The 13,813-nt window shown below is 71.4% G+C and carries 13 protein-coding genes; 7 read left to right on the top strand and 6 right to left on the bottom strand.

The features are described 5' to 3' along the window. Positions 1-34: 34 nt before the first annotated feature. The 3 genes from BKH32_RS06805 to BKH32_RS14415 form a co-directional block, all read right to left on the bottom strand. Entirely contained in the window at positions 35-1,486 is a 1,452-nt protein-coding gene (locus BKH32_RS06805) for a flotillin family protein (protein WP_075249236.1), read from the bottom strand. A gap of 110 nt (positions 1,487-1,596) precedes the next feature. Next, a complete protein-coding gene (locus BKH32_RS06800; protein WP_075249235.1) occupies positions 1,597-2,100 on the bottom strand; it encodes a nodulation protein NfeD in 504 nt (167 codons plus the stop codon). Positions 2,101-2,205: 105 nt separating this feature from the next. Next, positions 2,206-4,392, bottom strand: a complete 2,187-nt coding sequence (locus tag BKH32_RS14415) for a hypothetical protein (protein WP_256691246.1) — start codon at positions 4,390-4,392, stop codon at positions 2,206-2,208. A 287-nt stretch (positions 4,393-4,679) separates the two neighbouring features. On the opposite strand from BKH32_RS14415, the gene dhaK reads away from it, so the two are divergent. The 3 genes from dhaK to dhaM all read left to right on the top strand — a co-directional run bounded on the left by dhaK (position 4,680) and on the right by dhaM (position 6,844). After that, positions 4,680-5,696 (top strand): dihydroxyacetone kinase subunit DhaK, encoded by a 1,017-nt coding sequence (gene dhaK, locus BKH32_RS06790; protein ID WP_075249234.1) that lies wholly within the window; start codon positions 4,680-4,682, stop codon positions 5,694-5,696. Positions 5,697-5,762: 66 nt separating this feature from the next. Beyond that, positions 5,763-6,422 carry a dihydroxyacetone kinase subunit DhaL gene (dhaL, locus tag BKH32_RS06785; RefSeq protein ID WP_075249233.1) on the top strand — a complete coding sequence of 220 codons (660 nt, stop codon included), beginning with the start codon at positions 5,763-5,765 and terminating at the stop codon, positions 6,420-6,422. Next, the gene (gene dhaM / locus BKH32_RS06780) at positions 6,419-6,844 is read left to right on the top strand and encodes a dihydroxyacetone kinase phosphoryl donor subunit DhaM (RefSeq protein WP_075249232.1); all 426 of its coding nucleotides are present in this window, start codon (positions 6,419-6,421) and stop codon (positions 6,842-6,844) included. Before dhaL ends, dhaM begins: the two co-directional genes overlap by 4 nt. Positions 6,845-6,889: 45 nt before the next feature. On the opposite strand, the gene BKH32_RS06775 is transcribed toward dhaM, so the two are convergent. Beyond that, the gene (locus tag BKH32_RS06775) at positions 6,890-7,558 is read right to left on the bottom strand and encodes a potassium channel family protein (RefSeq protein ID WP_003789240.1); all 669 of its coding nucleotides are present in this window, start codon (positions 7,556-7,558) and stop codon (positions 6,890-6,892) included. 40 nt (positions 7,559-7,598) lie between these two features. Beyond that, positions 7,599-9,194 carry an MFS transporter gene (locus BKH32_RS06770; protein ID WP_075249231.1) on the bottom strand — a complete coding sequence of 532 codons (1,596 nt, stop codon included), beginning with the start codon at positions 9,192-9,194 and terminating at the stop codon, positions 7,599-7,601. A gap of 121 nt (positions 9,195-9,315) precedes the next feature. Between BKH32_RS06770 and BKH32_RS06765 the strand changes: the two genes are divergently transcribed. Next, positions 9,316-10,026, top strand: coding sequence for a TetR/AcrR family transcriptional regulator (locus BKH32_RS06765; RefSeq protein ID WP_075249230.1), 711 nt, complete (start codon positions 9,316-9,318; stop codon positions 10,024-10,026). A gap of 62 nt (positions 10,027-10,088) precedes the next feature. On the opposite strand, the gene BKH32_RS06760 is transcribed toward BKH32_RS06765, so the two are convergent. After that, the gene (locus tag BKH32_RS06760) at positions 10,089-11,711 is read right to left on the bottom strand and encodes a TrkH family potassium uptake protein (RefSeq protein ID WP_075249229.1); all 1,623 of its coding nucleotides are present in this window, start codon (positions 11,709-11,711) and stop codon (positions 10,089-10,091) included. 272 nt (positions 11,712-11,983) lie between these two features. On the opposite strand from BKH32_RS06760, the gene BKH32_RS06755 reads away from it, so the two are divergent. The 3 genes from BKH32_RS06755 to BKH32_RS06745 all read left to right on the top strand — a co-directional run. Next, positions 11,984-12,226 carry a helix-turn-helix domain-containing protein gene (locus tag BKH32_RS06755; protein WP_009394114.1) on the top strand — a complete coding sequence of 81 codons (243 nt, stop codon included), beginning with the start codon at positions 11,984-11,986 and terminating at the stop codon, positions 12,224-12,226. A gap of 147 nt (positions 12,227-12,373) precedes the next feature. Further along, positions 12,374-12,472, top strand: a complete 99-nt coding sequence (locus BKH32_RS06750) for a 30S ribosomal protein bS22 (protein WP_003792170.1) — start codon at positions 12,374-12,376, stop codon at positions 12,470-12,472. Positions 12,473-12,575: 103 nt separating this feature from the next. Continuing rightward, positions 12,576-13,813: UDP-N-acetylmuramate dehydrogenase (locus BKH32_RS06745; RefSeq protein ID WP_075249228.1), on the top strand; the 1,238-nt coding region annotated here is incomplete at its 3' end.

The raw sequence follows: 13,813 nt of genomic DNA, 5'->3' as shown, positions 1-13,813 counted from the left end.
GGATGATCTCAATTTGTTGCGGACCGGCCGATCGTCAGCGCGATGGGTGGTCGACGACGTCGGCCGGGGCCCCGCCGTCATGGTTGTCACGGTCGGTGGAGGCGTCCGAGCCCGGCAGGTGACCGCCCACCATGTCGGTCAGTCCGGTGCCCACGAGGCTGCGCAGGATGAGATCGAGCTGCTCGACGTTGTTGGCCACCGCCTTGGGCAGGGCGGAGGCGCCCTCGGTGGAGATGATCGACAGGTCGCGCACGCTGGCCAGCGGCTCGCTCAGGGCCCGTGCGATCTCGGGGGCCTTGTCCAGCAGCATCTGGCGGGTGGCGGCCTCGCCGTACTTGGCCAGGGCGTCCGCCTTGTCACTCATGGCCTTGGCCTCGGCCTCACCGGCGGCGCGGATCGTGTCGGCCTCGGCCTGACCCCGGGACGCGATGGCCTCGGCCTCGGCGCGGGCCCGGGCCGCGGTCGCCTTGGCCTCGGCCTCGGCGCGGGCCACGGTGGCCTGGGCCTGGGCCTCGGAGTCCAGACGGGTGCGCTCGGCCTCGGCCTGGGCCCGCAGCAGCGCCTCGGTCTTGGAGGCCTGAGCCTCCTGCTCACGCTGGTAGCGGGCGGCGTCGGCGGGCTTGCGCACCGTGGAGTCCAGCTCGCGCTCGGTCAGGGCGGCCTTGGCCTCGGCCGCCTCCTGCCCGATGATGGCGATCTCGCGCTCCTTGGCGGCGCGGGCGATCGGGCCGGCGGAGTCGGCGTCGGCCTGGGCCTTGTCCGTCTCGGCCTTGAGCTGGGCCTGACGCAGGGACAGGTCGCGCTCGCGCTCGGCGATCTGCTGCCGGGAGGTGACCTCGGCGTCGCGGGCCTCGCGCTCGGCGTTGGCCCGCGCGATGCGGGCGTCCTTCTCGACACGCTGCTGCTCGGGCACGCCCAGGGACTCGATGTACCCGCCGGCGTCGGTGATCTCGGAGACCTGGAGCATGTCGATCTCCAGGCCCATGTTGGCCATGATGCTCTTGGCGTCGTCGAAGACGTTGCGCTGAAGGGCGTCGCGGTCGGAGATGAGGTCGGTGACCGTCATGTGGCCGATGATCGAGCGCAGGGAGCCGATGAGCGCCTCCCGGGCGGAGTCGGCGATGGCCTGGTCCGTGTTGGGCTTGCCCAGGAAGCGCTTGGCCGCGGCGCGCACCTGCTCGTCGGAGTCACCGACCTTGACGGCGGCCACGGCGGCGACGTTGACATGGATCTTGTTCTCGTCCTCGGCGGTGACCTTGAAACCGATCGTGGTCTGGGTGAAGGGCAGGTACTGGATGGACTGGATGACCGGCAGGACGAAGTCGCGCCCACCGGGGTGGATGATCTTGACCGTGCCCCGGTTCGACCCGGAGACCAGGCCGGTGAGGTTGGAGGGGACGACGACGATGCGGCTGAACAGGTAGGCGACCGCCGCCAGCACGATGATGGCGACGATGACGATCAGGCCGATGATTGATACACCCATGCGGGGTTCCTTTCTGTGTGGGGAGATGGGATGAGGGAAGAGGACGGCGGGCGGGGCGTCGGCGTGAGCATCGGGCGGGGCCTGCGGTTTGTCGGCGGCCCCCGGCGGGCTCAGCTGCTGATCTGCTCCCAGGGGACGATGGTGAGGGTGGAGTCGACGGCGTCGAGCACCCAGGCGCTCTGCCCCGAGTGCAGCGGCTGCTCGGAGCGCGCCGGCAAGGTGAGCTGGTGGCCGCGCGTGACGGCGCGAACCTCGCCGCTGCCGTCCTTCCACCACAGGACGGTGACCTTGTCACCAACCAGCTCCGCGGCGGTGGGCGGAGCCGTGTTCAACGGCATGGAGCGCCTGAGCCGGTTCCACAGCCAGCGCATGAGCGCCCCGGATCCGAGAGCCGCTACGGCAGGGACGCCCCACAGCACCGCCGCCGGCGCCTGCGTGGCGGCCGAGCCCGTCGTCGCCGTCACCCCCATGCCGATGGCTCCGAACACGGCCACCGGCAGAGCGAGGATCGGCACGAGCCCATCGGGCAGGAGGGCGTCCAGCGGCCCGTCGAACAGGATGCCGGCCACCAGGACGGTGCAGCCGATGATCGCGCACCAGGCGAAGATGCCCACACCAGCTCCCTTCCGTGCAGGCCACTCGGCCTCCAACACCTGGATTCTGCCACGTGGGCCGGGGGCGTGAAGCCGCGATGGGTGGGGAGAAGAATCCGATTGGACTCAGGCGCCGCGGGCTCGGGGGAGCCGGCCGGAGTCCTGCGGGGACTGCGGGGCTCGGGACCAGGACGTCGCCGTCGGGATGGCCGTCGCGGCAGAGGGGTTGGTGGGAATGGTCATGGTCTCCTGCATAGCCGGATCGGCTGCTTGTTCAGGGCCGGTAGGGGCGGCTGTGCTGGCTGTAGCGGCTGTGACCGCTGCTGCCCGGTGAGCTCCGACGGCGTCGGCGGGGACGGCGCCGGCGGCAGCCACTGCGAAGGACTGCTCGGCCTGCTGGGAGGCGGTGAGGATGGGCAGGCCCGACGGGTCGGGTACGGGGCGGCTGGTGTCCCCGGGTGCCTGGGCGGGCGCCTGGGCCGGGTCCTGAGGCGGGAGGAATCCGTAGCCGGACGCCCCCGTAGGACCTGCGGCCGTGGCCGGGTCCGCAGTGGCGGGCACAACCGGGGGCGGCAGGGGGCCTGTGGCCACCGTGACGGTTTGCGCGGATACCGCCGCGGCCCTCACCGGCGGCACGTCCTGGCGCGCGGGCGGTGGGCTCGTCGGGGCGAGGGCGTCGGGGCGCGGCTGCGCCGGGTGGGGCCTCGCCGGTGCAGCGCTGGTGGACGCGGCCGGTGCGACCAGTGGGGCGGGCGTCTCGGTGGCGTGGCGCCCGGTCGGCGTCTCGGAGGGAGTCGAGGCGAGGACCGGCTCGGTCTCCTCGGTGTTGGCCGAGGCCGTCGATGCTCCCGAGGCCGGCACCGTGGAGGCGGCCAGGGGCGATGCTGTGACCGTTCCCGTGACCGTGACCGCATCGGGAGCCGCGGCCGCTTGCATGGATGAACCGGTCAGGGCGGCCTGGGCGCGTCGGCGCCGGGAGATGCGACTGGGGGTCGGGTCCTCGAAGACTCTCCTGCGCGCCTGGGGCGCTCGGTGACTCGTCGGGCCCGCGGGGGACTGCTGGGACTGGTCGTGACGTGCCGAGGTCTCCGCCGGTGGTGCCGGCTGGGCGCCGGCGGCCTGTGAAGGGGCCTCGGGCAGTGAGACGGTGGACGGCCCCGAGGGTGCGTCGGGCTGCGGCTCCTGGGGGAGCGCGGCCTCCGCCGTGTCCGACGGCTCCGCGCCGCTGGGCCGCTCGCCCAGGTCGGAGACCGAAGGGGACAGTCCGGGTACCGGCTCATGCGAGGGGACGGTGGCCGTCGTCGTCGCGGGCACTGTTGGCGCCGCTGGCCGGGCCGGATCGGGAACAGCCGTGGAGCCCGCCGCAGCCGCTGCGCGCCCGCCCCGACGGCCGGGGGTGAGCGGGGGCCACACGACATCGGCGTCGGACAGGGCAATGGTGGCCGGCCCGGAGGGCACCGCCGAGGCCTTCCGCGCGACGCGGCTGTGCGCCCGCCGCGAGCGCCGCCGGGGCTCTGAGCCGGAGGCGCCGGCGCCTCCGGCGGCGGGCGCGGCCCTCGTGACCCCAGTGGCCCCTGTGGTCCCAATGGCCCCGGCGGAGGAGACGGGGCTCGGGTAGTCGGCGAACCTGACGATGTGGTCGAGGTCGTAGTGGGTCGGGTCCTGCCCGGCGTTGCGCAGCACGTCCTCCAGGGGGCTGAGCAGGGCCAGCCGGAAGGCGGGGTCGACGCAGCGGGCGTTGACGGCGCCCCAGATCTGGTCGGCGGTCAAGGACTCCTCGGAGGAGCCCAGGTCGTTGCGGATCGCGGTGACCAGGTCCGACTCCAGGCGCGCGTAGGCCATGGCGTAGGCACTGGGCCACGGGGCCTCGGGCTGCTGGGTGCGCAGGAGGGCGAAGTTGCGCATGGCGCGCAGCACCTCGTCCGAGCCGCCCACCAGGGCCCCCACCCGCAGGCGGTCCAGCGCCTCGTTCTTCATCGTCCCGGTGCCCTCGGGACCCAGCAGGTGCTTGGAGTCCTCGACGACCTCGCGAAGGAAGACCCGGTATGCGGCGACGCTGTCGGGGGTCGTGCGCTCCTTGGTCATCGAGCGCAGCCGCTCGGCGGCGTGACGTGCCGCCAGGCGGGCCGAGCTGGCCTCGGACTGGACCTCGTTGATCCGCGAGATGCTCGCCCGAGAGATCCGTGAGGCCTCCTTGAGGGCCAGGTCCGCATGCGCCGTCGAGCGCCGTGCGGCGACGACGGCGGCAACGGCGACCAGGACGGAGACACCGGCTGCGATAGTGGCCACGACGGCGACGACGGACAGATCCATACCCCTATCCTGCCTGTAATCGACTCAGTGATGCCGCGAAAAAAGGACCTCTCCAGATAGTCCCCAGAATCTCTGCGGGTGACGCCCAGGCCAGGTGGTGGGCGTGCTCACGTTGAGGGGGTGAGGGGCGTCGCCGCTGGGCCGGTGGGCCGGGAGGCGAGCGCCCGACCGCTTCGGTGCGCATTCGCTCCTGCGTGACCACGGCGGGCTGCACCGATGTGCACGGAGTGAGGTCCTCGGTGCCTGAGGGACCCCACGCGGGCCCGTGGCGCGGTAGCGTCAGCGCCATGAAGAAACTCATCAACGCCGTTGACAACGTGGTCACGGACGCCCTGCGGGGCATGGCCGCGGCCCACCCCCACGAGCTCGCCGTCGACCTCGACCAGCACATCGTCTACCGCCGCCGGCCCAAGGAGAAGGGCAAGGTCGCCATCATCTCCGGGGGAGGCAGCGGGCACGAGCCCCTCCACGGCGGCTTCGTGGGCACCGGCATGCTCGACGCCGCCTGCGCCGGCGAGATCTTCACCTCCCCGGTCCCCGACCAGATGGTGGCCGCCACCAGCGCCGTCGACCGTGGAGCCGGCGTGCTGCACATCGTCAAGAACTACACCGGCGACGTCATGAACTTCGAGATGGCCGCCGAGATCGTCGACGCCGACTCCGGCATCCAGGTCGCCAGCGTCGTCACCGACGACGACGTCGCCGTCGAGGACTCCCTCTACACCGCCGGACGCCGCGGCGTGGGCGTGACCGTCATGGTGGAGAAGATCGCCGGAGCCGCCGCCGAGCAGGGGCGCCCGCTGGACGAGGTCGCCGGTATCGCCGCGCGCGTCAACGCCGCCGGCAGGTCCATGGGCATGGCCCTGACCTCCTGCACCGTCCCGGCCAACGGCAAGCCCTCCTTCGACCTGCCCGACGACGAGATGGAGATCGGCATCGGCATCCACGGCGAGCCCGGACGCCACCGCGAGAAGGTCGCCCCCGCCGCCGAGATCGCCGAGCGCCTCGTCACCCCCATCCTGGCCGAGCTCACCGAGCTGGAGACCGCCGGCGCCGACGAGGGCGTCATCGCCATGGTCAACGGCATGGGCGCCACTCCGCTGCTCGAGCTCTACCTCATGTACGGCGAGATCGCCCGCCTCCTCCAGGGCGCCGGGATCACCGTGGCCCGCAACCTCGTGGGCAACTACATCACCAGCCTCGACATGGCCGGCTGCTCCCTGACCCTGGTGCGCGCCGACGCCGAGCTGCTGAGCCTGTGGGACGCCCCAGTCAACACCCCCGGCCTGCGCTGGGGTGTGTGAGGACCTGGCACAATCGGGGTGCCCGATCGCCTGCGGGCACCCCAAGGAGACTGAAGGAGAAGCGACATGACCGCAGAGGTGGGAGCCGCCCGCCACTGGCTGAGCGTGGCGGACCTGGCGACCTGGGTGCGCCGCAGCGCCGCACTCATCGCCGAGCACGCCGAGGAGCTCACTGAGCTGGACGCCGCCATCGGCGACGCCGACCACGGCGCCAACATGAAGCGCGGCCTGGCCGCCGCCGCCGAGGCGGTGGGGGCCGGTGGCTTCGCCAGTGCCGACGCCCTGCTCAAGAAGGTCGGCACCACCCTGGTCTCCACCGTCGGGGGCGCCTCCGGGCCCCTGTACGGCACCTTCTTCCTGCGCGCCGGGGGCGCCGTGGCCGGCCAGGAGACGCTCGACGCTCAGGCGCTCGCGGGCGCCCTGGAGGCCGGGGTCGGCGGTATCGCCGCGCGGGGGCGGGCCACCACGGGGGAGAAGACCATGCTCGACGCCTGGAGCCCGGCCCTGGAGGCCCTGCGTGCTCATCCCGGCGACCTCGCCGCCGGCGTCGCGGCCGCCACGCGAGCCGCAGCCGAGGGGCGCGAGGCCACCAAACCCATGGTGGCCACCAAGGGACGGGCCTCCTACCTGGGGGAGCGCTCGGTGGGACACATCGACCCCGGTGCCGCCTCCACCGTCCTGCTGCTGACGGCCCTCGACGACGTCGTGGCGGGAAGGGCGTCGTGAGCCCTGTGAGCGTCGGTATCGTCCTGGTCTCCCACTCCCGCGCCCTGGCCGAGGCCGCCCTGGACCTGGCGCGCCGGCTCATCGTGGCCGTCGACGTCCCGGTCGAGACGGCCGCGGGCCTCGCCGACGGAGGGCTGGGCACCGATCCCGGGGCCGTCGTCGAGGCCGTGGAGCGCCTCTCTGAGCGCTGCGGGGGCGTCCTGGTCCTGGCCGACCTGGGCAGCGGGATCATGAGCGCCGAGATGGCCATGGAGATGCTCGAGCCGGCCCTGGCCGAGCGGACGCGCCTGTCGGCGGCGCCATTCGTCGAGGGACTGCTCGGCGCCTACGGCGCCGCCGGGATCGGTAAGGATCTTCAGGCCGTGGCCACTGAGGCCGACGGCGCCGCCGAGGCCAAGCGCTCCCAGGTGGCCGCCTTCTGACGTGCTTCTGACGCGCCTCGTTGCCTCAGGGGCCGCCCGGCCGGCTCACGCACGGTTGGCGAAGCGCTCCAGGAGGGCGGCGTCCCCGCCGACGACGAGCACGTCCTCGGCCGAGACCAGGGTGTCGGGGGTGGCGTACTCGAAGGGCTCGCCCGGGCTCATGAGGCCGAAGACCGTGATCCCGTAGCGCGAGCGCACCTTGGACTGGCCGATGGTGAAGCCGTGCAGCTCCGTGGGCGGACGCATCTTGACGATGGTGAAGCCGCCCTTCTCCATCTCGATGTAGTCGAGCATGCGACCCGAGACGAGGTGGGCGGCGCGCTGCCCGGCGTCGAACTCGGGGTAGACGACGTGCTGGGCGCCGATGCGGCGCAGGATGCGGCCGTGGGCGCGGGAGATGGCCTTGGCCCAGATCTGGGGGGTCTCCAGGTCCACGAGGTTTCCGGTGATGAGGACGGAGGCCTCCAGGGAGGTCGCCACCCCCACGACCGCGGTGCCGAACTCAGTGGCGCCCAGCTGCTCGAGGGCCTCCACGTCCGTGGCGTCGGCCTCCACCAGGGGGATGCGGCCGGTCCACTGGCGCACGGTCGCGGGATTGGCCTCCACGGCCAGCACCTCGCGCCCCAGCCGGTCCAGGGTGGCGGCCACGGCCGAGCCGAAGCGTCCCAGCCCGATGACGAGCGTGGAGTCGGTGCGCGAGAGTGGGGCAGGCATGAGGTCTCCTGAGGTCGGCCGTGAGGCAGTGGACTCTACGCTACCTCCTGCGGCGTCGGCGGAGGCTCAGGCTGATTCTGCAGACCACCAGGACCGCCGCCGCCCCGGCCAGGATCCAGGCCATCATCGTGAAGCCACCGGAGTAGGCCTCGAGCTGCGCCCGGTCGATGAGCTGGGCCTTGAGGGTGTCGATGATCTGCTTGCCCGCGGGCGACTGCGGCAGGGCCTGAGCCCGCATCATCGCCTCCATGGCTGCCGCCTTGACCTGCGCGGCATGGTCGGTCACGTACTCCTCGGCGTGCTGGGTGGCGTAGGAGGTCATGAGCGCCACCCCGAAGGACCCGCCGATCTGCTGGGCGGCGCTCAGGATCGCCGAGGCCAGTCCGGTCCGCTTCGCATCCACCCCGCGAGTGCCGGAGTTGAAGGTGACCGGCATCGTCAGCCCCAGGCCCATCCCGAAGACGATGAGGCCGGGCAGCGCCACCTGCTCGTAAGTCGATTCCGTGGTCATGCGCGAGAGGATGAGGAAGGAGCCGGTCAGCACCGCCAGCCCCAGCGGCAGGGTGCCGCGCGCCCCGAGCCTGGGCACGATGACGCGCCCGGCCGGGATCGCGGTGGCGATCAGCGCAAGGACCATCGGCAGGAAGACGACCCCGGTCCTGAGAGGGGAGTAGCCGAAGTGGTTCTGCATGTAGTAGGTTAGGTAGATGATCGCCCCCATCTGGGCGGCGCCGGCGATGAACTGTGTGGCGTAGGAGGCCGCCCGCACGGGCAGCGCCATCATCGACAGGGGCAGCACCGGGCGGCTCGTGAAGCGCTCGCGCACCACGAACAGCACCGCTGCGACGCCGCCGAGCGCCAGCCAGCTGACGGTGGACGTCGAGGTCCAGGAGGTCTGCTGGGCCCGGTCGAGCCCGTAGACGGCACTGAAGCAGGCCCCGCAACCCAGGACCAGGCCGGTCAGGTCGGCAGTGATGCGTGAGCCGCGGTCGCGCTGGTCGGCCGGCGGGAGGCTGCGCTGCCCGATGAGCAGAGCGGCGGCGGCCAGGAGAATGTTGATGTAGAGGGCCCAGCGCCAGCTGAACCAGTCGGTCAGCGCCCCGCCGACGAGCAGTCCGACGGCCGCTCCCAGGCCGCCAGTGGCGCCGAAGACCGCGAAGACCCGCTCGCGCTCAGTGCGCTCGGTGAAGGTGACGTTGAGCAGTGACTGCGAGGTGGGGGCCAACAGGGCTCCGAAGCAGCCCTGGGCCACTCGGGCCACCAGCAGGATGGGGAAGGAGGCTGCCATCCCGGCTGCGAGGCTGGCGACCCCGAATCCGATCAGACCGACCTGGTAGGAGCGGCGGATGCCGACCACGGCGCAGAGTCTTCCCCCGAAGAGCACCAGACCGCCGAAGGCCAGGCTGTAGCCGGTCACCGTCCACGGGCTCTGGGACACGGTCATTCCCAGGTCCTCCTGCATGTGCGGCAGGCCGATCGCGATGATCGTCAGATCCAGGACGATCATCAGCTGGGTGAGGACCGCGCTGACCATGACCGCGCGGCGATTGGGGCGCCGCGCAGCCGCGGGGGTCTCCTCCTGTGTCTCCTGTGCCGGCTCGGTCCGCTTGAGAGTGGATGTCGCTGTGAGTGTCATTGCGAACCTCCATATCAAAATTATCGTTTTCGTTTGTGTTCGGGAGTTTAGGCTTCCTTCAATGTCTAGTCAACAACGATCGTTTCGATTTGTGATGTTTTGGGGCACCTATGCTGGGGGCATGCCACGAGTGACCGCCGCCTACCGGGAGCGACAAAGACTCCGCATCCTGCAGGCCGCCGAGGAGTGCTTCGCCCGCAACGGCTTCCAGGCCACCTCCATGGACGAGGTCATCGCAGCGGCCGGGATGTCGTCGTCGACCGTGTACCGCTACTTCCCCGAGGGCAAGCGCTCGCTCGTGCGCGAGGTCCTGACTCGGCGGATGGGGCCACTCGTCGAGCGGATCAAGCAGCTCGCCGAGTCCGAGGCGCTGCCGGACTTCAAGCAGGGATTCATCGAGGCGCTCGTCCTGCTCAACTACGAGCGTGACGACGTTGAGCAGCACGCCGGCGAGGCTGCCTCCACCTCGCGGCGAGCCTCCGCTCGGCGAGGCGAGGTCCGCAAGGATGCTGACGACGTCGGACTGAGTGCCTGGGCGCCACTGGCCTACCACGCCTGGGGCGAGTTGACTCGTGATCCCGAGATGCGCGTCATGGTCCAGGAGAACTACCACGACATCCGCGACGGTCTTGCCCGTTTGTGCCGCAACGGGCAGAGGGCGGGGGCGATCTCCCGCCGTCTGAGTCCCGAGCAGCTGGCCTCACTCATCCAGAGCGTCTCCTTCGGTCTCATCGTCGAGCAGCTCATCACCGGCCGTGCGGATGTGGAGAACGCGGCCGCGACCCTCGGGCACCTGCTCGCCCTGGACGGGCCGGAACCCGAGGGGAGCTGATCGTTCCCGCTGGTGCCTGTGGGCTCTCGGGTGAGCAAGTGCGGAAAACGGGGCGGCGGGCGCTAGCCGATCATCGGGCTGGCCTCGGGCATTCGGATGACGCGGCGCCGCTCGCGCAGCGCCAGGGCGCTGGCCGCCGTCATGGTGCCCACACGGCCGACGAACATGAGCACCACGATGACGTACTTGGCCCCGTCCGGCAGGGAGGGCGTGATGCCCGTGGACAGGCCCACGGTCGCGAAGGCGCTGATGACCTCGAAGAGGATCCGGTCCAGGGACAGGTTGGTCATCTGCAGGAGCAGGAGCGTGGCCAGTCCGATGATGCTGGAGCCGATGAAGGCCACCGCCACGCTCAGGCGCACGGTCGAGGGGGTGATACGCCGCCCGAAGGCCTCAATGTCCTGGTCGCCGCGGGCCTCGGCGAGGATCGCCAGCAGCAGGACCGCGAAGGTCGTCACCTTGATGCCGCCGGCCGTCGAGGCCGAGCCGCCCCCGACGAACATGAGGGCGTCCTGGAGGAACCAGGTCGCCTCGTGCATGTGCTCGGGAGGGATCGTGGACAGTCCCGAGGAGCGGGCGTTGACGCCGTTGACGAGCGCGGTCATGATCTTCCCACTCGTGGGCAGGGAGCCGTAGGTGAGCGGGTTGTTCCACTCGAAGGTGGCGATGGCGAGGGCTGAGGCGGCCGTGAGGGCCAGGTAGGTGGTCAGGGTGAGCTTGGTGTGCAGGCTCCACGTGCGGGGGCGTCGTCGTCGGCCCATGATGTCCAGGATGACGGGGAAGCCGACGGCGCCCATGAAGGTCCCCAGGATGATCGGCAGGCCGATCCACCAGTCGGAGGAGTAGGCCTCCAGGCCCTCGGGCATGATGACGAAGCCGGCGTTGTTGAAGATCGACAGCGCCATGAAGACCGCGTACCACAGGGCGTGGCCCGCATCGAGGCCGTGGCTGAGGAAGGGCGGCAGCAGCATGAGCGTCAGGAGGAGCTCGCAACCGGTGGCCGTGTAGATGACGGCGCGCAGCAGTCGGCCCACCTCGCCCAGGCGCGACTGGTTCTCCGAGGCCGCCAGCATCCGCTGAGTCAGTCCCACGTGCCGGGACACCGCCAGGGACAGCAGTGAAGCCAGGGTCATGACGCCCAACCCACCCACGGCCGCGGCCAGGATGATGACGACGTGCCCGAAGGTGGACCAGTAGGTCGCCGTGTCCACCGTGTTCAGGCCGGTGACGCACACTGCCGAGGTGGCGGTGAACAGGGCGTCGAGGAAGTCGGCGTGCTTTCCGCTCGCCGTGGTGATCGGGAGGCTGAGCAGAAGCGTGACCACCATGATGATGGCCGCGAAGATGGTGACGGCCAGTCGGGCCGGGTAGAAGCGGGCGGCCCGCGCGATCTGGCCGAGCGGCTCGATGTGCCTGAGCAGGCGGCGCAGCCCGGTGGGCTCCGTGCCCGGCAGTGGGGGGCGGGTGGGCGGCTCCTCAAGGGGGCCGGCTCCCTCTGTGGTGGTCGGGTGCTTCTTGCGCCGCTTCCACGGGTGGCCGACGACGCCCACGAGCGGGGCGTGCCAGTGGGCCTGACGGCGCCTGCCGACCTGCGGGGCGCCGTGCTTCCCGGTCGGCGCCCCGCCGCGGGGTCCGCGGCCGGGCTCCGGCTCCTGGGCGGTGTCTGTCTGGGGCACGGTGGCCATTGTGGTACCGCTGGTACGACTTCGTCACGTTTCCCGGCGTTGTGAGCCGGCGTGTTCGGAGCCGGCGTCCGGGGCTCGGTGCTCACCGCCGCGGCGGCTGGGCTCCGAGGCGGATCAGCGAGGTTGCGGCAGAGACAATTGGTGACTGAGTGTGAAATGCGACGCCTGTGGTGAATGGTGCCCGAGAAACCCTGTGCGAAGGCTGGTGCGGGGATATATTGGCGGTGTTCCTGCCCCGACGGGGCCACCCGCGACGAACGGACCTCAAGCTCATGGCACCGGGCCTTCCCACATCCCCCAGCGCCTCCGGCGCCCCCTCGTTCCTCACCGTGGCTGAGGTGGCGGCGATGCTGCGCGTGTCCAAGATGACCGTCTACCGGATGGTGCACTCCGGCGACCTGCCCGCGATGCAGGTCGGACGCTCCTTCCGCGTCCCCGAGCGCGCCGTTCACGACTACCTGGCCGCGGGGCTGGGTGACTGGGGCCACGATGCGTCAGAGGCATCAGGGTCCTAGGAGCCGCTACACTCAGGCGGTCACCTGCGTGGTCGGCCGCTGAGCCTCACGCGCCGACCAACCGCCCCATGGCATAACCCTCGCCGGCCTGCCTCGGCCCGCAGGGAGGGTCTGCGGGCACTACGAAGCGAACTGCGAGGAGATCTCATGGGATCCGTCATCAAGAAGCGCCGCAAGCGCATGGCCAAGAAGAAGCACCGCAAGCTGCTTCGCAAGACGCGTCACCAGCGTCGCAACAAGAAGTGAGACGAGCGGCCCGTCCGCGTCTCGGGGCTCCGTGCACACCGCTGGTGTGAGCGGGGCCCTGCTTGTCTCACGAGGAACCGATCAGGAAGAGCGGAGACCTTCGTTGACCACCACCCCAGATGACCGCGCCCCCGTTGAGGCCTCGACCGCGCCGGCTGCACCGTCGACCGAGCCGCAGCCGGTGGAAGGCGACTGCACCGTCCCGCTGAGCGTCGACGTCGACCCGTCCGCCTGGCCCGCACCCCTCCAGGCCCTGGCGCACACGCCCGGCTCCGGCGCCCTGCCGACCACCCTGGCCGAGCTGACCACGCTTCGCGTGGGCGGCCCGGTGGGCACCTATGTCGAGGCCACTACGCAGAGCGAGCTGACCGAGGCGATCCGGGAGGCCGACGCCGCCGGAACGCCCGTCCTCGTCATCGGTGGCGGCTCCAACATCATGGCCTCCGACGCAGGCTTCGACGGGCTCGTCATCCGGGACGCCCGCGCCGAGGTCTCACTCGTCTCGGACTCGGTGTGCGGCGGCGTCGAGGTCACCGCCACCGCCGGCACCACCTGGGACGACCTGGTGCGCGAGGCCATCGCCAGCCAGTGGGCCGGGTTCGCCCCCCTGTCCGGGATCCCCGGCACGGTGGGTGCCGCCCCCGTGCAGAACATCGGGGCCTACGGCGCCGAGGTCGCCGAGCTCATCGCCAGCGTGCGCGCCTGGGACCGCCTGCGCAACCGGGTGGTCTGGCTGGCGCTGGGCGAGTTGGGGCTGGCCTACCGGGACTCGCGCCTCAAGCAGTCCCTCACCGACACCGAGGCGGGCGGCGGGCGCCTGTGGGGGCCGACCGGGCGCTGGGTGGTCCTCGACGCCACCTTCGCCGTGCGGCAGGGCTCCCTGTCCTCCCGGATCGCCTACTCCCAGCTGGCCGGGACGCTCGGCGTCGAGCTGGGTGAGCGCGTGCCCGAGCGCGAGCTGCGCGAGGCGGTTCTCGAGCTGCGCCGCTCCAAGGGGATGGTGCTGGACGGCACCGACCATGACACCTGGTCGGCCGGATCCTTCTTCACCAACCCGATCCTGACCACGCAGCAGGCCGAGCGCCTGCCCGAGGACGCGCCCCGCTTCCCGGTCACCGACCACTCGCAGGTGGTGCTCGGCACCAAGGATGCCCCCGTCATCGAGGGGCTGGTCAAGACCAGCGCCGCCTGGCTCATCGACCACGCGGGCTTCACCAAGGGCTTCGCCGTGGAGGCCGGCGCCCCGGCCGGACTGTCCACCAAGCACGTTCTGGCGCTGACCAACCGGGGCGGCGCGACCGGGGCGGATCTGGCGCGCCTGCGCGACGCGGTGGTGGCCGG

Source organism: Actinomyces oris (genome assembly GCF_001929375.1).
Classification (GTDB): Bacteria; Actinomycetota; Actinomycetes; order Actinomycetales; family Actinomycetaceae; genus Actinomyces; species Actinomyces oris_B.
This window is presented reverse-complemented; position numbering and strand designations above follow the sequence as displayed.